This window comes from Streptomyces sp. YGL11-2 (genome assembly GCF_050054615.1).
GTDB lineage: Bacteria > Actinomycetota > Actinomycetes > Streptomycetales > Streptomycetaceae > Streptomyces.
In genome coordinates this window covers 219123-237740 of record NZ_JBNHIN010000011.1, presented here as the reverse complement: position 1 = coordinate 237740, position 18618 = coordinate 219123, and the positions used below count along the sequence as shown (strand labels likewise).

Below are 18618 nucleotides of genomic sequence, written 5' to 3'. Positions count from 1 at the left end.
GTCGCCGGTCGACCGGCGACGGGCCGGGCAGCAAACACCAACGAGCTACACCCAAGGAAAAAAGCGGTGTTGACCTGCCTCACGACCAACTGCGCGGATCGCCTGGCCGGTCTGGGTGGGGCGTGGCGCCAGCTTCTCCGATGGGGCCGCGTCCTGGCCGTCTGGCTCTGGAAGCCTGCCGCCGCCGCTGCCTTGCCTCCTGCTCGCTACTTGCTGCACCGCGCGTAGACGGTGCCGGTCACGTGCGGGATTGGCGCTCCGTTGCCCAATCCGGCGTCGGTGATCGTCACCTTCCAGGAGTTGGACGTGTCCGGGTACGACTCGGTGATGCTGCCGTTGGCGTCCTGGTCCCGGGAGGTGAAGCCGCCGCCGGCCACCGTCATCCCCTTCGGGCACGTCGCCGTTGCTGTGAAACTGCCCTTCCCCTTGGCCACCAGCGGCGTGGTCGCCGTGGCCGGGTCCGAACGCTCCTGCGCACACGCTGTCACCGCGACCGCTGTCACCAACGCCGTCGCCGCGAGGCCCAGCGCCCTCTTGACCACTGCTGCACGCATCAGTCCAACCCCCACCCTTGATCGGGAACCGGGCACCCGCCTTTCAGGATGCCCCTCCCATCTCTGCGCAGCGCGACCCCCCCTTATGCCAATGATCCTGAAAAGCAGATAAAAGCTATTATCTGACCCGGTTGTTCCGGTGAATGCTGGCAATGGCGGTAGCTGCGGGCCCTTTCGTCGGCAAGCGACGACCACACTCGGCCCGCGAGGAACGCCCCAGTGCTGTCCAAACTGAGGAACATTCCGCAGCCCAGAGTTCGCGGACAGCTGTCCGAACTGGGCAACAAACTCTGCTGGTTCTCACGTCAAAGCCAAACGCCCGTCGAGAGCTTGGCCTCGGTGTCGCTGTGCAGCTCCTCGGCCATCTCCGAGTCACTGCCGCCCGCATAGGTGAAGGGCGCCTTCGCCTTGCACGGGAAGTCGAGGCCGCCGCCGGCCGCGGCGTCGCCCCAAGCTTGTCCAGGGCCTGGCAACCGGTCACGGTGACCTCGTCATGCCGCTCGGAGCGCTCCGGCTTGCAGGTATGCCCTCGCCTAGGTCGCTCTCGTCAAGCAGCCGCTTGCGCAACGCGCCGAGGACAGTTGGTCGTCCTTGCCCTCACGGTGTGCGGGTGCGGACGCGGAGGATGTCCTAGGCGAGGTCGGCGGACTCCGGCTCCGTGTTCTCGTCCGCGACCGTCATCGCCATCATCGTCCCGAGCGCGGCCTTCACCCGTGGGTCGGTGACCGCGTAGATCTGGCGCTGGCCCTCGCTGCGGGCCCGGACCGCGCCGGCGAGCTTGAGGCGGGCCAGGTGCTGGCTGACGGCCTGGGGCCGGGCGCCGACCCGGAGGGCGAGCCGTGTGACATCGCTCTCGTTCTGGGCGAGCGTCCACACGATGCGCAGCCGCAGCGGGGAGGCGAGCAGCCCGAACATCAGGGCCGCCGAATGGAACGCCTGCTCCGGGGGATCCTCGGCTCTGCCCTCTTCGGGTACCCCCATCGACGTGGCCCCTCCCTTCGTGGATCATGGTCGCCTCATACTGTTCGGCGTGCGGCTGTCCCGTCGCACGCCTGTGCAGACTATCCACTTGCTGCGTTGCGCAACTATGCACCCCCGGAGTGTCCATGGCAGGCCAGGACCCGGCCATATCCCCACCCCGTGCACGTGATGCACGCCGAATACCGGCTCAGCGGGGCCGGGGCGCGGCGGGTGCGCGGAGCCGCAGAGGCGGCGGTACGCGGAAGCATTCGCCGCGGCAGGCTCGTAAGGCGGCTCTGGTCGGGCTGGTGTTGCCGGTGCTCGGCGCGCTCGTGGACGAGCTGATCGGCTCCTCGTTGGGGACGGTCTTCGTGCTCACCGCGGCCGTCGGTGCAGCTGTGGCGGCTTGGTGGTGCACGCGGGCGGGGGCTTGGTGGGTTGTGTATGCGCCGCCCGTGGTTGCGGAGTTGATCACGGTGGTTGCGGAGGAGATGGCGGGGAAGACCGGCGCCACCGGCGACCAGGGGCTCACCTCCGGGGTGGTGCACTGGGCGATCGACGCCTTCCCGGCGATGGCGGTGGCCGAGGCCGCGGTGATCGTGGTGCTCGCGGTGCGATGGTTTCGACTCAGGGGAAGCAGGAGGAAGTAAGCGGTGGGTGACAAGCATGCGGGCGCCGCAGGGCGCGGTCAGGGCCGAGCGGCGAACCGCCAGGGCGGCCGGCGCACCAAGGGCGGCACGCGCACGCCCCGCGGGACGGTCGTGGCGCGGACGCTGGCCGGCGTCGTCTCCGTTGCGGTGCTGGCGACCAGCGGCGTCTCCTGGGCCGCCTACCACTGGCTCTCCGGCAGTCTCAACATCTCTCACGCGCTCGACCCGCTGCTCGGACGCGGGCCGAAACACCTCGACGGCTCCGTCAACTTGCTGCTGATCGGCCTCGATTCGCGCAAGGACATGAACGGCAAGGACCTGCCGGACTGGGTGGTGAAGGACGAACTCCACGCCGGAAGCGCCGAGAAGAACGGCTTTTACAACACCAACACCCTGATCCTGATGCACATACCCGCCGACGGCGGCAAGGTGCAGGCGTTCTCCATCCCCCGCGACTCCTACGTCGAGACCCACAACGCCGATGACTCGGTCCAGGGCCACTACAAGATCAAGGAGGCGTACGGCAACGCCTATGAGGGGCGCCGGGAAAAGCTGGTTGCCCAGGGCGAGAAGGGCGCCAAGCTGGAGGCGGACAGTCGGGAGGCGGGGCGTGCGGCGACCCTCGCCACCCTCCAGAACCTCCTCGGTGTGCCGATCGACCACTTCGCCGAGGTCAACCTGATCGGCTTCTACGACATCGCCGACCAGCTCAAGCCGATCGAGGTCTGTCTCAAGCACCCGGTGAAGGACAAGAACTCGGGTGCCGACTTCCCCGCCGGACGGCAGGAACTCAACGCCAAGCAGGCACTGGCTTTCGTCCGCCAGCGGCACGGTCTTCCCAACGAGGACATCGACCGCACCCACCGTCAGCAGGCGTACCTCTCCTCGATCACCCACAAGCTCAAGACCCAGGGCGTTTTCGAGGACCTGGGCAAGATGCAGGGCCTGTTCGGCGTGATGAAGAAGGACCTGGTCATCGACAGCCAGCTCAATCCGATCGACTTCAGCCAGCAGGCCACCAACCTCACCGGTGGGAACGTCGTCTTCCACACCCTGCCCGTCGGCCCTCCCGCCACGCGCAACCACGAGGACGTGATGCTGGCGGACCCGGAGAAGATGCGGCGGCTGGTCCAGGACGCGTTCCACGAAGGCCCGGCGGCCTCGCCCGGCGCGGGCGGCGGCACGTCGGATTCCAAGTCCTCGGGCTCCGCGAAGGCCGCACCCGGCACCGTCGACGTCCTCAACGGCTCCGGCAAGACAGGTGCCGCCGCCGAGGAGCTCAAGGCCCTCAAGGAGCTGGGCTACACGGCGGGCACCTCGTCCAACACCGTGCCGCAGCCGCACGCCACGGTCACCTACGGGCAGGGCGGTCAGGCCGCCGCCCAGCAGATCGCCGTCAAGCTCGGGGCGACCGCGGCGCCGGCGGCCAGCTCCAACGTCCCGGCCGGACACGTCCGGGTCACGCTCGGCCAGGACTTCACCAGCCCGACGTCCCCCTCCCCCGCCCAGAGCCCGAGTACCAGCAGCCCGGAGTCGAGTCCGTCGTCGGACGCATCGGACGGCGACTACGAGAGCAGCGCGGTGAAGGCGGGCGGCGTCCCCTGCGTCAACTGACAACGGACGGGGCGATGCCGAGACAGACGGGGCGATGTCGAGCTCGATGGCGTTCTCGGCGTAGTCCACCGCGTCACAGGCGGGCGGGTCGGCCAGGTCCCGCAGCGCGAGCGCCTGGTTGAGTCCGAAGAAACGGCGCAGGCGCGACTCGTTCTCGGCGAAGGCGGCGTGGGGCCCGTCCCCCGCCGCCCGGCCGAGGGCGTCCGCGAGCACGTCGCGCCGACGAGAGCGAGGCTGGTGTCTGCCCTGTGCGCGGCAAACCGCAGCAGCCGACGTCGCCGAGGAGCGTCACCTGTGCTCCCTGTGCCCGGGTCTGCGCCGCCCAAGCCCGTTCACCGTGGTCACACAGGCGGCGCGTCCGACTCCGGTCGATCCGGGTACCCCGCGTCCGCCTCGGCCCAGCGGCTGAGCCCGGACAACGACGCTGAGCTGCAGCCGCCTGCTCCCAGCGCCTCGACAGGCGCACGAAGTGGGCGGCGACTGCTCGGCTCACCCCCACACGGGCACGAGGGTCAGGCGGCTACCAGATTGGCTTGGTGTCGTGCAGGTACCTTGGACGTCCGTTCGCCAGAGCCTGCAGCGCGGCCTGGAATCGGTTGCGCAGCCGTGACCGTAGGAGTTCACCGGCCCGTTCCGGGGCGAGGAATGCCACTTCGGAGAGCTCGTCGTCATGCGGTCGTATGCCGGCCGCTTGGTCCTCGCTGAGGGTGCCGGCATCGAAGATGAAGGAGATCTGGTCGTCCCAAGGCCCGTGGGGGGCGACCCAGTCGATGACCAGTACCTCGTGGAGTGTCACGGCGAGGCCGAGTTCTTCCTTCAGCTCGCGTGTGGCAGCCTCGTGCGGCGGTTCGTTGGCCTCGACCATCCCGCCCGGCAGGTCCCACCCGGGCTTGTATGTCGGTTTGACCAGCAACACGCGGCCTGTTGGATCACGCAGGAGGACATCGGCGGCGACGCGCTTACGCGGCTGCGTCGCGTTGCCCTCGGCGAGGTAGGCGTGCCAAGCAGCCGGATCGGCGGGTGTGGGCCTCATGTCGGCGTACCTCCTCGGGACGACGTGATGATGTCGGCGAGCAGCAGCATTCTGGACCTGATGGCGTCGTCGAAGCGTTCCAGGTAGTCCCGCACCGGCGCGTACGCGCGGTGGGGCTCCAGCAGCGTGCGGAGGTCGTGGAGCTGATGGATCACACGTACTGATCCGAGCGTTGGGCTGGTAGTGAGGAGTTCGTGGCCGACTTGGACGGCGGCGTCGAGGTCACTGCGCTGTGCATGGATGCCGACGAGGGTGATCCGGCTGAAGGCCAGCGAGCGGGCCCGGCCGTCCTCGCGTAGCGCGATGGCGCGTTCAGCATGGTGTAGGGCCGCCTCGTGCTGCTGGAGATCCCGCATGGTCAGGGCCGACTCGCTCGCAAGCGATGCCGAGTCGAAGGGGCTGAGCCAGGGATGGAGGGCATCCGAGGCGGTTTCGAGGTCGTCGTGTGCCGCGTCGAGAGCACGGCGAGCTGGTGCTTGATGACCGCTCGCTGCCAGGGCCCGGGCCTGCATGGCGTGGAGCCGGGCGGTGAGCGAGGCGATCCGAGGTCCCTTCTCCACGAGGGACAAACCCAGTTGTGCCCAATGTGCTGCGGCCGTCGGGTCGCCGGTGTGGAGGGCGAGGTGGCTTCTGCTCGCGGCGATGTTGGCGGCCAGGGGTAAGTCGCCCGAGGTGCGCGCCAGGGGAAGGGCTCGGGCGAGGTGTTGGACTCCCAGATCGTCTCGGCCGGAGTCGTGGGCCATCCATCCCGCCATCTCCGTCAGAACTGCCGCGGTCGCGAAGACCTGAAGTCCGCTGGTTGTGTCGACCAAGCGTGGCGCTACCTTGTCGCCAAGGTGCCGCACGACTGCTCCGTACAGCCAGCCTCCTCCGGTTTGGCGGTCGGCGCTACGGAAGGCATACATGGCCGCCAGATCGTCGCCGTCGATGTGAAGTGGCCCGCCCTGGCTCGGCGGTTGGGTGGACTGCGGTTCCCAAGATCGGCGGGCGAGCCCCAAGAGGTGACCGGGGATGTGGAATGCGTCGGCGATCTGCTCGAACAGCACGAGCTTTTCCACGCGCGTCCGGCCGTTCATGTAGTCGTAGAGACGCCCTTGGCTGATCTCTGCCGCGGCGGCGATGCGGCGTGTGCTGACTCCTCGGTGATTGAGCAGCCGGAAAAGGGCTCCCATGTCCCGTTCCTGGCAGGCCGCGAGGAACCGCTCGTCGCTGAGCAGTCCAGCGGTGATCTGACGCGGGTCCTGCGACTGGCGGCCCATCGATGGCTCCCCCCGGCGACGTGACTCGATGTTACGACCATCGATCAACGGGTGACTCCAACTTGGGGTCACCTTCTGGGGTCTCTTCCGTACCCCGCAAGGCAGTTGACTGCCATCAGCCGCCCGGAGCCCGCAGGCCACGGCCGAAAGGGCTCCCCCCTGCACGCGGGCTCCGGGCAGCCAATCCCAGGTCAGCGGCACCGCCCTCTTCCACCCTGGGGCGATGCCGCCTCTGAGCCGAAGGAGATTCCGATGAATCGAGCGCGCCACCCGACCCACCGCAAGGACAACACGGCGACGTTCCATCTGCCCCGGCTGAACTCCGATCACGTCGGGACGTTTCTCGGCGCCGTGTGGGTGCTCGGCAACATCGTCACCGTCGGACTGCTCGGAGCCAGCGCAGTGGAGCAGCCTGAGCATGCCGCGAGACCGAACGTGCCTGTCACGGCCGCGGACGCCGACCAATCGGTGGAGTAGGGCACTGGCCGCCCCACAGCAGGCATCGTCCGGCCTCGCGAGCGGGTGGTTCCGCCCCTTCGCGAAGCGCGGACCGCTCCCAGTGCCCCGGCATCGCAACCCGTCCAGAGACGACAAGGAGTCACTGAGATGTTGCACCAGCTCCACCGGCCGGCTCGATACGCGGCACGCATCGCAGCACGACCCTCGACACTCGTTCTCCAGCCCACCAAGTTCTGCAACCTCGACTGCGCCTACTGCTACCTCCCCCACCGTGCCCGGCAGAACCACATGTCGGTCGAGGTCGCCGACGCAGTGGCGCACTCTGCCGCCGAACTGGTCGAGCAGGATGACAGTCAGCCCTTGGGCATCGTCTGGCACGCCGGCGAGCCCATGGCACTCGGAGTGCGCCGCTTCACCAGCCTGCTTGCCCCCTTCGAGCCGCTGCGCGAGGCAGGACGGCTCCGCCACTACATGCAGACCAACGCGACACTCGTCACCGACGACTGGTGCGACCTGCTGACCGAGAAAGACATCCGGATCGGAGTGAGCATCGACGGTCCGGCCGCACTGAACACCCAGCGCAACGACCGCCGAGGCCGACCTGCCTTCGATCGGATCATGAAGGGCATCGACCGGTTACGCGCCCGGAGCATCCCCTTCTCCACCATCGCGGTCGTCAGCCGGGACAGCATCGCCCAGCCCGAAGTACTCCTCGACTTCCTGGCCGGCCTCGGCTGCGAATCCATCGGCCTCAACATCGAGGAAGTCGAGGGCGTCAACACGAAGCGGCAGCCGCCCACCCGCGAGCAGGCCACCGAATTCTGGCAGCGCACCATTGCCTGGAGCCGCCGCCACCCCGATGGCTCGGCGATCCGGGAGCTGGACCGCCTTGGCGACTACCTGCACCTGGTACGCACCGGCCAGCGCGACCGCTGGGAGAAACGCCGTATCGACCCCATCCCGACGATCTCGGTGAGCGGGGAGGTCGTCCTGCTCTCACCCGAGCTGGCCGACATCACCGCCCCGGCATACAACGACTTCCGGGCCGGAAACGTGCTGGAGCAGTCCATCCCCGCCATGCTGGACCGGGCGCACCGTCTTCGGTACGTAAGGGAGTTCCTGGTCGGCCTGGACAAGTGCGAGGCCAGCTGCGCGTTCTTCGACTTCTGCCGAGGAGCGCAGGCAGGCAATCGCTACTTCGAAAACGGCAGCCTGGCCACGGCCGAGACGAACTACTGCCGCGTCTCCCAGCAAGCCCTGGTCATGGCACTGTCCGACACCGCGAGGAAGGAACACGCCGCATGACACTCCTGGAACAGCTCGCCTCCACCGACGCCCCCGTCGTCGCCGACCTCATAGCCCCCCGCGTGCAGGGTGAGCCGGCCCGCGCTGACTGGAACAACAAGCCGACTTGGGACAACTGGAGCAATACCACCGGCAATCCGTGGAACAACCAGCCCACCTGGGACAACTGGAACAAGAAGTAACCGCAGATGCCGCACCGGGGCGCGTCGCCAACGGACGCGCCCCGGCCAGCGCCCTCCCGAGCAGAACGGAGAACCATGGAAACCCGCACCTTCGGCCGCATCGCCGTCACGCTCCCTGGCCTCAATGAGCCGGGCCTCTACCTGTCCAACGTCACCTCACTCGAAGGCGGCAGGGGCACCGTCCAGGACTTCCACTACGCCGACGCAGACCTGCGCGAACTCGACCTGTCCAACGCCCAGCTGCTCTCCGGCCGGATCTCGGGCCTGCGCGCCCAGCGGACTCGCCTTCACGACGTACGCGTCGCCTCCGTCGAATTCGACAGCAGCGACTTCGGCCCGATGCAGTGGGCCGACGGCAAACTGTCCCGCGCGGTCTTCCGCAACTGCAAGCTCATGGGTGCAGCCCTCAGTGGCCTGGTTCTGGACAACGTCCTGTTCGACAACTGCAAGCTCGACTACGCGACCTTCAACGACATTCGGGCAGCCGGCCCCCTGGTCTTCTCCCAGTGCGTGCTGTCAGAAGCCACCTTCACCAACTGCGACCTGAGCCGCGCCGTCTTCGCCGACTGCCCCCTCCGGCTCACCGAGTTCGCACGCGGCAAGTACCAGGACTGCGACCTGCGCGGCAACGACCTCTCCGCAATCCGAGGCGTCGCAGAGCTACGCAAGGTCATCATCGACCGGGCCCAGCAGACCCAACTCGCGGAAGCCCTCACCGCCGAGCTCGGCGTCACCTACGGCGAAGACCTGGATGACCGCCGGTAAGACAGGACCGAGGAGGAGCCGTCGTGAACCTGCACATCGCCTTCTGGGAGTACCTGGACCTCCACGAACGCTGCGAGGTCGGCAGCACGCGCATAGCCACACGAGAAGCGCCGTACGAAAACGGGGCGGTCGTCCCTGCCGGCGACTGGCGGCCACTCACTCCCGGCCTAGCGCAGCGCCTGAAGCCAACCGCATCGACACCGGACAGCAGCCTGGTCGAGCTGGTAACCCTCCCTACCGACGCGCTGCCGCAAGCCGCCAGCGACGCCGCCATATCAGCCGCAGCAGTCCGCCCTGGCTACTCTCCGGGCCGCAGTGACAGCCAGTACCTGGGCCATTTGACCTGCCCACCCGAGACGCTCACCACCACGGTCAATCCGTCGAACCGACGGCGCATCGGCCTGCACATCGACAACTGGGACCGCCTGCCGCGCGGGACCAGACACCAGTCCCGCCGCCGCCTCTGCCTCAACCTCGGGCCCGGCCACCGCTACCTGCTGCTTGCGGACCGCGACGCACAAGGCATCAGCCAGGCAATCCATCCAGACGACGAGCACCATTACCCCCATACCGACGACGTACGACGCTACGTCGCCGAAGGCCGCCCCCTGCGATGCATCCGCATCCACCTGGCCCCTGGCCAGGGCTACATCGCACCCACTGAGCTCATACCCCACGACGGATCAACCGAAGGCCAGCCCCTGCCCTCGAAGGCCGCCTTCTGGCTCGGGCACTGGCCTCGCGCCACCTACACCTGAACCGAGTGCGCACCTGGGCCGTGACCGATCAATTGCACCCAATCATGAGCGGTAGCCCCCGCCTGTCCCGCCGCACGCCCCCTACGAGAACGACTCCTGGCTGTGGCTGAGGACGCCGCACGCCCCACCCGCGATCCACGGGCCCGGCGTCTGGTCCGGCTCCTCGCCGTCGAACAGGGCCACTTCCCCGCCCTGGCCGCACGCTACGAAAGCGATCTCGCCCCGCGCCGCGCCTGCGCAGTCGACCTCAGCAGCCGGGCGCAACATACCGGCGAGATTCGCCCCGATGTCGACCCACAGTGCTCCTCCCCGCGACGCCAACGCCACCCCCCTGCGCAACCACGACGCCGTGGACGGACACCCCTGCGGTCTGCGGAAACGAGCCCGGGGTGCATCCGCCGGTTCAGCACTCGGCTGTGAGTCGCCGATACAGGAGCCGACACGGGAAAGGGATCAAGGACAAGGGGAACGGATCATGGCCATCGTCAACGAGTGGCAGATGGTGGACAACATCGCCGCCGGGCTCGGCTTCGGCGCCGCCATCGGCCTGGAGCGGCAGTGGCGGGCCCGGATGGCCGGGCTGCGGACGAACGCGCTGGTGGCCGCCGGGTCCGCGCTCTTCGTCCTGCTGTCCAACTACGGCTTTACGCAGGCCACCAGCACCATCGGATACGACGGCTCGCGCGTCGCGGCCCAGATCGTCTCCGGCATCGGCTTCCTCGGCGCCGGTGTCATCATCCGCGACGGGCTGAGCGTGCGCGGACTCAACACCGCGGCCACGCTGTGGTGTTCGGCTGCTGTCGGCGCTCTGGCCGGTACGGGGCTGTACGTCCTGGCGGGGCTCGGCACGGCCGCGGTGGTGGGCGCCAACCTGCTGCTGCGGCCGCTGGGCCGGCGCCTGGACCGGGAGCCGCGCGGCGGCGCCGAGGTCGCCACCGACTACTACTTCGAGGCGGTGTGCACCGAAGCGGAGGAGGCACACATCAGGGCCCTGATCGTCCAGGCCGTCGCCCAGCCTGGCTTCCGGCTGCGCTCGGTGTTCAGCCGCGACGCGGAGGAAGGGAAGGTCACCGTCGCCGCGGAACTCACCACCGAGCGTCGTGACGACTCCCTTCTCGAAGCGGCCGTCAGCCGACTGTCGTTGGAGCCCGCGGTCTCCGCAGTGAGCTGGACGGTGATCGGCCACCCGGACGAGGGCGATTACCCTGCGGACGAGGCGTCCCACCGCCGGTTCCGGGACTTCTTCACCGGGTGGGGGCACGGGAGAGCACCACGGCGGTAGCCGGGTATTGCCGAGGGGGCTCGTTTCCGCAGGTCGCTCGTCGTGAACGGCGGCATCACGTTCGGTTCCGACCACACGGGCCAGGAGGCTGGCGGTCACGTGGCGGCTGCCCCGTCAGCCGTCGCAGCCGACTTCGCCACCGCCGTGACCTCCCTTTCAGTGGCCGGCGTGGTGGCTGAGGGTGGCGTGTGGGTCGGTGCCGTTCGGCGGGTGGTCGGTGTGGACGGTGGCGGCGGTCAGGCGTGGGACGGCGTGGATGAGGGCGTGCTCGGCGGCGACGGCGACTTCATGGGCCTGGACGACGGTCAGGTGGGGATCGACGACGATGTCGGCCTCGGCGCGCAGGGCATGGCCGATCCACCGCATGCGGACCTGCCCGGTGCCCAGGACGCCGTTGATGTCGCGGAGCGTGGTCTCGGCGGTGTCGACGAGGTTGGGGTCGACGGAGTCCATCAGGCGACGGTAGACCTCGCGGGCGGCGCCTTTGAGCACCATGAGGATCGCGACGGTGATCAGGAGGCCGACCGCAGGGTCCGCCCAGCGCCAACCGAGGGCGACACCGCCGGCTCCCAGGAGCACGGCCAGGGAGGTGAAGCCGTCGGTGCGGGCGTGCAGGCCGTCGGCGACCAGCGCGGCGGAGCCGATCTTGCGGCCCGTGCGGATGCGGTAGCCGGCCACCCACTCGTTGCCGATGAAGCCGGCCAGGGCGGCGAGGGCCACCGCCCATAGATGGGTGACGTCCTGCGGGTGGAGCAGCCGGTTTATGGCCTCGTAGGCGGCGAGTGCGGAGGATGCGGCGATGGTCAGGACGATGGCGATGCCGGCCAGGTCCTCGGCTCGGCCGTAGCCGTAGGTGTAGCGGCGGTTCGCCGCCCGGCGGCCCACGACGAACGCGATGCCGAGCGGGACGGCGGTCAGTGCGTCGGCGGCGTTGTGGATGGTGTCGCCCAGCAGTGCCACCGACCCGGATATCGCCACGATCATCGCTTGGATGACCGTGGTCAGCCCGAGGATGCCCAAGGAGAGCCACAGGGTGCGCATGCCCTCGCGGGAGGTCTCCATGGCCGAGTCGACCTTGTCCATCGCCTCGTGGCTGTGCGGCGTGACTACGTGCGCAAGCTGGTGTCGGAGACTGGCCCACCGGCCGTCTCCGTGCGCGTGGTCGTGGTCGTGGTCGTGCCGGTGGTCACCGTGATCGTGGCGGACGGCGGCGGGGTGCGGGTGGTCGTGCACACCGTGGCCGTGGTGGTGACCAGGCGACTCGTGGGTGTGGGGGTGCTCGCTCACGCTTACGCCTTTCGCCGGTGGCGGACTGGACGGCGGGACTGCTGTCACACCATTATGTGCACATGAACGCACGCATGCATCTATCAGGTGCGCACGCCTCGCAACAGCCAGACGACGGCGAGCGCCTGGCGGTGGCCGTGGACGTGCTCGGCCTGCTCGCCGACCGCACCCGCCTGGCCCTGCTGCGACGGCTCGGCGAAGGTGAAGCCGACGTCACGACGCTGACCGCGGCGACCGCGGCGGCGCGGACCTCGGTCAGCCAGCACCTGGCACGGCTGCGACTGGCCGGGCTGGTAGCCACCCGCAAGGAGGGGCGCCGCGTGGTGTACGCCCTGCGACACGGGCACCTGCGCCGCTTGGTCGACGAGGCGCTGAACGTCGCGGACCACCAGATCGGCCACCTGCCGCCCCACGACTGAGCTCCTGTCGCAACGGCGCCCGCAGCCATGATTCACGGGCCCACGACACCCCGACGCCGCCAGGACTCGTGAACGTTTCCACGTCCGTGGATCGCTGCCTGCTGTCCGAACGGCGTCATGAACGAAGTCAGCCGTCGCAAGGTCGCCGACGCGTCAACGACTACTGAAGGGGCAGCGCCGAGCGAGAGGGGCTTCACTTATGGCCGCCTCCGTTCAGTGATGCGGTTCCTTGGAACCGGTCCCTGCGCAGGGGTTCTTCGGCGCCGGCTTTGACTTGCGCGGAGGACGCAGCCCGGCGTTATGCCCCTTGCCTGTTCACGCAAGGGGGACGTGCGTTCGATAGGCTTTTTGCTGTGGGGAATTCCCTTCGCGCGTGACCGCCGACACGTCCGGTTCCCGAACCGAGCGGTCACAGGCACGGACAGGAGGCGTGCGGTATGAACCGTCGGCTGCACGGCCCCGTCGCTGAAGCGGTGACCGTTACCTTCGCTGTTCTGGTCCTGCTGGAGACCTTGGCGCTGACCCTCGGCCCCTCCGGCGTCCGGCCGGTGCTCCTGGGCGTCCTGGCCGGCACCGCCATCACCGTCCTGCTCTTGATACGGCTCCGCCGTGCGGATGCCCGGTCCCGGCCGCCGCAGCCGCCCAGCGCGGAGGGCTGGCTCAGCAGCCGCGCACTGGAAAACTTCCCCATGGACGCCGTCCGTCCACTTCTGAACCGGCCGAACGCACCGGACCTCCGCCGCCTCTACGCCGCCTGGACTCTTGCCCTCCTCGGCTACGAGGCCCGTGTCATCGCCCGCCACCTTCACCTGCCCACCGCCATCGTCCGGCTCCTGACCGACGCGACACCCCGGCGAGACCGCACCCATCCGACCTTGGCACCACACGGCGGTATTCCCGCGGATGACCCTCGCCTGCCACCCGTACGCCGCGCCGTACGCCAGGCCGCTCACCGACTCGCCGAAGACGCTCCCGCCCTCACCTCCGCCGGCGCCGAGACGCTGCGCGCCGGGCTCGCGGCCCGCGCGGACGCGCTGCGCCAGGCCGTGCTCGCCGCGCACCGCGCCGGCATGCGGCACCAGGACATCGCCCACGACGCCCATCTGGACTTGGCCACCATCGACACATGGACAGTCTGGACAACCGTCGACCCGAGCACTGCGGCGGTGCACCACAGGAAGCGGCACGGAGCGGGTGGCAGACGTCCCGGGTGAAGCCGGAGGGTGCTCGGCATGAGCGCCGGAACAGCCCCGCGGAAGGTGTCGTACCGGGGAACGGCAAGTCAAGAACGAGTCAAGCAGTTGCGGCGATGCGCAAGTATGAGCCAGACTCGTGGAGGTTTGAAGAAGGCACCTCGTTCGGTGAGGCGTCTGCACGGACATAGGCCACTGACCCGACGACGTCGAGAGACGCCCAGGTTCAGGACAGATCTCCCCGACTTAAGGGGTGATCCCAAGTGGCTTCCCCCGCAAGGGGATTACGCCGTGCAGTGCCAAAGCTCTGACGAGTTGGGGTGAACCAGTCATACGGACTGGTCCGCTCCTTGCCGTGTCCGCTCGGCGCCCGCGTGCGCCACGGCCGCAAGGAGGCGAGAGACATGGATAGCAGTTGCAGTAGTCCGGGCCACAGTAGGCCCCGCATCCGTATGTCTTCTCCGACCTCCGGTACGCGGTAACCACCTCCTCTGCGCGCTCCCCCACCCTGCCTAGGCACCCGTACGGCCACCGGCCGTCCCGGGACGCTGCGCTGCGCGCTCGCAGGGGAGATCGCTGCTGCGTACCCCAACCTCCCCCGCCGGGGGACCCGGGAGGCTTCCATGACCAACCTCACCACCACCCCATCGATTCCCGCGCAGCGCACCGCTGTGCTGGACGACGCGCACGTGGGCGACATCCGTGGTGCGCTGGGCACCATCAAGCAGGACGACACCGGCGAGCGCCGGGGCCTGTCCGCGAAGTTCAAGACGCTGCTGGCGATAGTCGGGCCCGGCCTGATCGTGATGGTCGGCGACAACGACGCCGGCGCCTTCGCCACCTACGGCCAGGCCGGGCAGAACTACAGCACCCAGCTGCTGTGGACCCTGCTGCTGCTGATCCCCGTCCTGTACGTCAACCAGGAGATGGTGCTGCGCCTCGGCGCCGTCACCGGCGTCGGCCACGCCCGCCTCATCCTGGAGCGGTTCGGGAAGTTCTGGGGCGCGTTCTCCGTCATCGACCTGTTCCTGCTCAACGCACTGACCCTGGTCACCGAGTTCATCGGCATCACGATGGCCGCCGACTATCTGGGCCTGCCGAAGGCCGCCTCGGTGATCCTGGCCGCCGCCATCATCATCGCCTCCGCGTTCACCGGCTCCTTCCGCCGCTTCGAGCGGATCGCCGTCGCCCTGTGCGCCGCCTCGCTGCTCCTGGTCCCGCTCTACTTCATGCTCCACCCCAAGACCTCGCAGATGGCACACGACTTCGTGGTCCCGGTCATCCCCGGCGGATCCGGTGAGCTGGCCACGGTCATGCTGCTGATCATCGGCATCGTGGGCACCACCGTCGCCCCGTGGCAGCTGTTCTTCCAGCAGTCCTACGTCATCGACAAGCGCATCACCCCGCGCTTCATGAAGTACGAGAAGGCCGACCTGTGGATCGGTATCGCCATCGTGGTGATCGGCGGGGCCGCGATGATGGGCCTGGTCGCCGCCGCGTTCGCCGGCACCAAGGGCTTCGGGAACTTCACCGACACGGCGGGCCTGATCACCGGCATCGAGGCCAAGGCCGGCAAGGTCGCCGGCGTCCTCTTCGCCATCGCCCTGCTGGACGCCTCGATCATCGGCGCGTTCGCGGTGTCGCTGTCCACCGCGTACGCGATCGGTGACGTGTTCGGGATGAAGCACTCCCTGCACCGCGGGATCAAGGGCGCCAAGGGCTTCTACGCCGTCTACGCCGGCCTGGTCGCCGCCGCGGCAACCATCGTGCTGATCCCCGGCTCCCCGCTCGGCCTGCTCACCCAGGGCGTCCAGACCCTCGCCGGGGTCCTGCTGCCCTCCGCCTCCGTCTTCCTGCTGCTGCTCTGCAACGACAAGCAGGTCCTCGGCCCCTGGGTCAACGGCCCCAAGACCAACGCCTTCACCGCCGCGGTCGTCGGCGTCCTGGTCTCGCTGTCCATCATCCTGACCGCCTCGGTGCTCTTCCCTGACATCAGCTCCAACATGATCCTCGACATCATGGCCGGCTGCGGTGTCGCCGGAGTACTGGCCGCCGGCTACGCCTTCACCCGCCGACGCACCGCCACCAAGGAAGACCCCATCGACCGCACCGGCCGCGACAACTGGCGGATGCTGCCGCTGGAGACGCTGACCCGGCCGGTCATGTCCACCGGCCGCAAGATCGGCATGGGCGCCCTGCGCACCTACCTGCTCATCGCGATGGTCCTGGTCGTCATCAAGATCGTCCAGGTCGCCCTCGGCAACTGACCACTCTCCACCCCGGGTGGCGGCGGGACCTCCCCGCCCGCCGCCACCCCCACCCCATCGACCCCCTCACGGAGAAGGGAGGGCACCATGCGCCTTCTCCCGCACCTGACCAAACTCCGCCGACGCCCGGCAGACCGTCGAACGGCCGCACGGATTCGTGGGTCGGCGGCGACTTGGCCGATGGACTCAGGATGTGCCGACGCGTACGGCGGTCGCTGCCAGGGTGGTGTAGTTCATCGTGAAGCGTCCACCCAGAGAGTCGATGGCGCCCCCAACCGCGTCCAGTATCTCGGCCAGCTGATCGGGACGGAGTTGGGTGAGGCCGCCGGTGGTGGGTAGCAGGTCCAGCCATTGGTCGCGCGTGTAGGACTGCTCCCAGTCGAATCGCCACTGTTCGGGAGCGTTGAACTGTTCGGTCTCGCGGATTTTGTCGGCGCACTTCGCGTATGCCGCCTGGTAGAGGTCGAGCGGACGTCGGGCCGGTTGGCCGTTGAACGGGGAGTCGGGCGCCGCCCGCCGGTAGGCAGCGGCGAACGGTTCGGCCACCTCGGTTGGCGGCTCGTACACGTGCCCGAAGATCGCCAGCCGTCCCCCTGGACGTAGCACACGTGCCGCCTTCACGACGCCGGCGACCGGTTCCACCCAGTGCCACGACTGGGCGGCGATGACCGCGTCGAATGTCCGGCCGGCCGACTGCCAGGCTTCGAAGGTCGCCACCTCGACCTGCAGGCCACGGGCTCGCGCGAAGTCGGCCATCCGCGCATCGGGCTCGATGCCGAGCACGGTGCAGCCGGCGGCCTGGAACTGGCGGGCTGCGATGCCGGTGCCGCAGCCGACGTCGAGCACCTCAGGGCCGGGGCTTCCGGTGACGATCCGCGTCACCAACGTATCGGGGTAGCCGGGCCGAGCCTGGTCGTAGCGTTGCGCGTCCACGCCGAATGACTCGGCCATCCGCCGGGCCTCATGCGGCTCCGCCGGGGATGATTCTGGTTGCTCTCGCGGTAAAATGGGCATGCGCCCACCTTAGTGGGCGCATGCCCACTGGGCAACGGTTGCCGGCGGTGGTGACGCACGAGAGGATCTGTGAATGCCGACTGGGGTGCACCTTCACGACGCGCGGCAGCAGCTGTTCGACGCTGCGGAACGCGTGCTTCTGCGGGACGGGCCGAACGGGCTGACCAGTCGGGCCGTTACCGACGAGGCGGGCTGCGCCAAAGGCGTCCTGCACCGGCACTTCAGCGACTTCGACGCCTTCCTCACCGACCTCGTGCTCGACCGGGCCGCGCAGCTTGAGACGCAGGCGAGTGCGCTGCGCGAGTCCGCCGGCACCGGCACAGTGGCCGACAACCTCACCAGCGCACTGACCACCCTGTTCGGACCGATTCCGGTGGCAATCATCCCGCTCATCACCTTCCGGGATGAGCTGCGCGCACGGCTGCGGCAGGCCAGGCCCGGAGGCGGCATCGCGATCCTCGCCCAGGCCGCGACCGCGATCTCCGCTTATCTGGCCGACGAGCGTGAACTGGGCCGCATCGCGGCCGACGCCGACATCGACTCACTCACCCTCTCTCTGGTCGGTGGCGGGCATCTCCTGTTCGCAGACCGCGACCCCGGCCCGCCGGCCTTGGCAGCCGTCAACAAGCTCGTGACAGCGGTTATTGCCGGTGCCGTGCAACGACGACCGGCCTAGGTCCTGTCCGGCGGATCATGTGACCTGTCTCAGGTTCGAGTGGTTGGCATGTCCATGAGGCGGGGAGATCTCACGAACGAGGAATGGGTGCGACTGAAGCCGCATCTGCCGAAGTCCGGGCAGCGGGGCGGGCGCTGGGAGAGTCATCGCAGGGTGATCAACGGGATTCTCTTCCGGCAGCGCACCGGGGTGCCGTGGCGGGATCTGCCTGCGCGTTTCGGCAAGTGGAAGACCGTGTACGAGCGGCACAGACGCTGGTCTGCGGACGGCACGTGGGACAAGATCTTCGCAGCCGTCCTGGCCGACGCCGACGCGGAAGGCCGCATCGACTGGTCCATGGTGTCCGTGGACTCCACCACCTGCCGGGCCCACCAGCACGCCGCCGGGGCTCGCACGAGACTCCCGCGGGTGCCGGGAAAAGGTGCACGCCCCGGCAGCACCGCCCTGACGAGGGACTCGGACGCTCCCGGGGCGGCCTCACCTGCAAGATCCATCTGGCTGGGGAAGGCGGGCGCCGCCCCTTGGCCCTGCTGATCACTCCGGGCCAGTGGGGCGACGCCCCGCAGCTCATCCCCGTCATGGAACGTATCCGCGTTGGCCGCTTCGGCGGCGGGCGTCCCCGCACTCAGCCGGACCATCTCGGCGGCGACAAGGCGTATTCCTCTCGCCGCAACCGCCGCTACCTGCGGAGACGGCAGATCAAGCACACCATTCCTGAGCCCGGTAATCAGCGGGCCAACCGCAAGCGCCGCGGCAGTCGCGGCGGGCGGCCCACTGGCTTCGACAAGACGATCTACAAGCGCAGGAACGAAGTTGAGCGAACGATCAATGCACTCAAGGGCTTCCGTGCTGTAGCCACCCGCTTCGACAAGAGGGCGTACATCTTCCATGGCGCCGTCACCGTCGCAGGAATCCGGCTCTGGCTGCGTTCGTGAACCAAC

The 18618-nt window shown here is 68.7% G+C and carries 20 protein-coding genes, 1 pseudogene and 1 riboswitch; of the genes and pseudogenes, 14 read left to right on the top strand and 7 right to left on the bottom strand.

Features of this window, described 5'->3' with window-relative positions:
- Positions 1–206 precede the first annotated feature (206 nt).
- The 3 genes from ACO1BR_RS15845 to ACO1BR_RS15835 form a co-directional block, all read right to left on the bottom strand.
- Entirely contained in the window at positions 207–554 is a 348-nt protein-coding gene (locus ACO1BR_RS15845; protein ID WP_426795687.1) for a hypothetical protein, read from the bottom strand.
- Positions 555–859: 305 nt separating this feature from the next.
- Positions 860–1027, bottom strand: coding sequence for a hypothetical protein (locus tag ACO1BR_RS15840; protein ID WP_426795686.1), 168 nt, complete (start codon positions 1025–1027; stop codon positions 860–862).
- 157 nt (positions 1028–1184) lie between these two features.
- Positions 1185–1535 (bottom strand): ArsR/SmtB family transcription factor, encoded by a 351-nt coding sequence (locus tag ACO1BR_RS15835; RefSeq protein WP_426795685.1) that lies wholly within the window; start codon positions 1533–1535, stop codon positions 1185–1187.
- A gap of 287 nt (positions 1536–1822) precedes the next feature.
- On the opposite strand from ACO1BR_RS15835, the gene ACO1BR_RS15830 reads away from it, so the two are divergent.
- Positions 1823–2164 (top strand): DUF6542 domain-containing protein, encoded by a 342-nt coding sequence (locus ACO1BR_RS15830; RefSeq protein WP_426795684.1) that lies wholly within the window; start codon positions 1823–1825, stop codon positions 2162–2164.
- Positions 2165–2167: 3 nt separating this feature from the next.
- A complete protein-coding gene (locus ACO1BR_RS15825) occupies positions 2168–3778 on the top strand; it encodes an LCP family protein (RefSeq protein WP_426795683.1) in 1611 nt (536 codons plus the stop codon).
- A 520-nt stretch (positions 3779–4298) separates the two neighbouring features.
- Here ACO1BR_RS15825 and ACO1BR_RS15820 read toward each other — a convergent pair.
- Both ACO1BR_RS15820 and ACO1BR_RS15815 read right to left on the bottom strand, forming a co-directional pair.
- Positions 4299–4811, bottom strand: coding sequence for an NUDIX domain-containing protein (locus tag ACO1BR_RS15820; protein ID WP_426795682.1), 513 nt, complete (start codon positions 4809–4811; stop codon positions 4299–4301).
- A complete protein-coding gene (locus ACO1BR_RS15815; RefSeq protein ID WP_426795681.1) occupies positions 4808–6070 on the bottom strand; it encodes an XRE family transcriptional regulator in 1263 nt (420 codons plus the stop codon). The genes ACO1BR_RS15820 and ACO1BR_RS15815 overlap by 4 nt, the downstream gene beginning before the upstream one ends.
- A gap of 252 nt (positions 6071–6322) precedes the next feature.
- On the opposite strand from ACO1BR_RS15815, the gene ACO1BR_RS15810 reads away from it, so the two are divergent.
- The 7 genes and pseudogenes from ACO1BR_RS15810 (at position 6323) to ACO1BR_RS15780 (ending at position 10821) form a co-directional block, all read left to right on the top strand.
- Complete coding sequence (locus ACO1BR_RS15810) at positions 6323–6547, top strand: hypothetical protein (protein WP_426795680.1); 225 nt, start codon at positions 6323–6325, stop codon at positions 6545–6547.
- Between the two features lie 129 nt (positions 6548–6676).
- Positions 6677–7834: a cyclophane-forming radical SAM peptide maturase AmcB gene (gene amcB / locus ACO1BR_RS15805; protein WP_426795679.1), complete on the top strand. Its 1158-nt coding sequence runs from the start codon at positions 6677–6679 to the stop codon at positions 7832–7834.
- Positions 7831–8016 carry a multiple cyclophane-containing RiPP AmcA gene (amcA, locus tag ACO1BR_RS15800; RefSeq protein ID WP_426795678.1) on the top strand — a complete coding sequence of 62 codons (186 nt, stop codon included), beginning with the start codon at positions 7831–7833 and terminating at the stop codon, positions 8014–8016. Before amcB ends, amcA begins: the two co-directional genes overlap by 4 nt.
- Before the next feature lie 75 nt (positions 8017–8091).
- Entirely contained in the window at positions 8092–8781 is a 690-nt protein-coding gene (locus tag ACO1BR_RS15795; RefSeq protein ID WP_426795677.1) for a pentapeptide repeat-containing protein, read from the top strand.
- A gap of 23 nt (positions 8782–8804) precedes the next feature.
- Positions 8805–9539, top strand: coding sequence for a hypothetical protein (locus ACO1BR_RS15790; RefSeq protein ID WP_426795676.1), 735 nt, complete (start codon positions 8805–8807; stop codon positions 9537–9539).
- 90 nt (positions 9540–9629) lie between these two features.
- Positions 9630–9959, top strand: a pseudogene (locus ACO1BR_RS15785) (TetR-like C-terminal domain-containing protein); the annotation flags it as partial.
- 61 nt (positions 9960–10020) lie between these two features.
- Positions 10021–10821: an MgtC/SapB family protein gene (locus ACO1BR_RS15780; RefSeq protein ID WP_426795703.1), complete on the top strand. Its 801-nt coding sequence runs from the start codon at positions 10021–10023 to the stop codon at positions 10819–10821.
- A 156-nt stretch (positions 10822–10977) separates the two neighbouring features.
- Here the strand turns inward: ACO1BR_RS15780 and ACO1BR_RS15775 are convergent, their stop codons facing one another.
- The gene (locus tag ACO1BR_RS15775; RefSeq protein ID WP_426795675.1) at positions 10978–12108 is read right to left on the bottom strand and encodes a cation diffusion facilitator family transporter; all 1131 of its coding nucleotides are present in this window, start codon (positions 12106–12108) and stop codon (positions 10978–10980) included.
- 62 nt (positions 12109–12170) lie between these two features.
- On the opposite strand from ACO1BR_RS15775, the gene ACO1BR_RS15770 reads away from it, so the two are divergent.
- From ACO1BR_RS15770 to ACO1BR_RS15760, 3 genes are all read left to right on the top strand, one after another.
- Complete coding sequence (locus ACO1BR_RS15770; RefSeq protein ID WP_426795674.1) at positions 12171–12527, top strand: metalloregulator ArsR/SmtB family transcription factor; 357 nt, start codon at positions 12171–12173, stop codon at positions 12525–12527.
- A gap of 437 nt (positions 12528–12964) precedes the next feature.
- Positions 12965–13741, top strand: coding sequence for a hypothetical protein (locus ACO1BR_RS15765; protein ID WP_426795673.1), 777 nt, complete (start codon positions 12965–12967; stop codon positions 13739–13741).
- A gap of 132 nt (positions 13742–13873) precedes the next feature.
- Positions 13874–14047: riboswitch (M-box (ykoK) riboswitch) on the top strand.
- A 296-nt stretch (positions 14048–14343) separates the two neighbouring features.
- Positions 14344–15987 (top strand): NRAMP family divalent metal transporter, encoded by a 1644-nt coding sequence (locus ACO1BR_RS15760; protein WP_426795672.1) that lies wholly within the window; start codon positions 14344–14346, stop codon positions 15985–15987.
- Positions 15988–16173: 186 nt separating this feature from the next.
- Here the strand turns inward: ACO1BR_RS15760 and ACO1BR_RS15755 are convergent, their stop codons facing one another.
- Positions 16174–17001, bottom strand: coding sequence for a class I SAM-dependent methyltransferase (locus ACO1BR_RS15755; protein WP_426795671.1), 828 nt, complete (start codon positions 16999–17001; stop codon positions 16174–16176).
- A 73-nt stretch (positions 17002–17074) separates the two neighbouring features.
- Here ACO1BR_RS15755 and ACO1BR_RS15750 point away from each other — a divergent pair, with 73 nt between their 5' ends.
- Together ACO1BR_RS15750 and ACO1BR_RS15745 are read left to right on the top strand one after the other, a co-directional pair.
- Positions 17075–17677, top strand: a complete 603-nt coding sequence (locus ACO1BR_RS15750; RefSeq protein WP_426795670.1) for a TetR/AcrR family transcriptional regulator — start codon at positions 17075–17077, stop codon at positions 17675–17677.
- A gap of 54 nt (positions 17678–17731) precedes the next feature.
- Positions 17732–18612, top strand: a protein-coding gene (locus ACO1BR_RS15745) for an IS5 family transposase (RefSeq protein ID WP_426795702.1) whose coding sequence is annotated in 2 segments (ribosomal slippage) — positions 17732–18092 and positions 18092–18612 — 882 coding nt in all. Because the reading frame shifts where the segments join, the coding sequence is not laid out codon by codon here.
- Positions 18613–18618 lie beyond the last annotated feature (6 nt).

Coding starts and splice junctions, on each gene's coding strand:
- ACO1BR_RS15810 (WP_426795680.1), top strand. CDS start 6,323: ATGAATCGAGCGCGCCACCCGACCCACCGCAAGGACAACACGGCGACG.
- ACO1BR_RS15845 (WP_426795687.1), bottom strand. CDS start 554: ATGCGTGCAGCAGTGGTCAAGAGGGCGCTGGGCCTCGCGGCGACGGCG.
- ACO1BR_RS15755 (WP_426795671.1), bottom strand. CDS start 17,001: ATGCCCATTTTACCGCGAGAGCAACCAGAATCATCCCCGGCGGAGCCG.
- amcA (WP_426795678.1), top strand. CDS start 7,831: ATGACACTCCTGGAACAGCTCGCCTCCACCGACGCCCCCGTCGTCGCC.
- amcB (WP_426795679.1), top strand. CDS start 6,677: ATGTTGCACCAGCTCCACCGGCCGGCTCGATACGCGGCACGCATCGCA.
- ACO1BR_RS15750 (WP_426795670.1), top strand. CDS start 17,075: ATGCCGACTGGGGTGCACCTTCACGACGCGCGGCAGCAGCTGTTCGAC.
- ACO1BR_RS15765 (WP_426795673.1), top strand. CDS start 12,965: ATGAACCGTCGGCTGCACGGCCCCGTCGCTGAAGCGGTGACCGTTACC.
- ACO1BR_RS15795 (WP_426795677.1), top strand. CDS start 8,092: ATGGAAACCCGCACCTTCGGCCGCATCGCCGTCACGCTCCCTGGCCTC.
- ACO1BR_RS15820 (WP_426795682.1), bottom strand. CDS start 4,811: ATGAGGCCCACACCCGCCGATCCGGCTGCTTGGCACGCCTACCTCGCC.
- ACO1BR_RS15835 (WP_426795685.1), bottom strand. CDS start 1,535: ATGGGGGTACCCGAAGAGGGCAGAGCCGAGGATCCCCCGGAGCAGGCG.
- ACO1BR_RS15770 (WP_426795674.1), top strand. CDS start 12,171: ATGAACGCACGCATGCATCTATCAGGTGCGCACGCCTCGCAACAGCCA.
- ACO1BR_RS15815 (WP_426795681.1), bottom strand. CDS start 6,070: ATGGGCCGCCAGTCGCAGGACCCGCGTCAGATCACCGCTGGACTGCTC.
- ACO1BR_RS15760 (WP_426795672.1), top strand. CDS start 14,344: ATGACCAACCTCACCACCACCCCATCGATTCCCGCGCAGCGCACCGCT.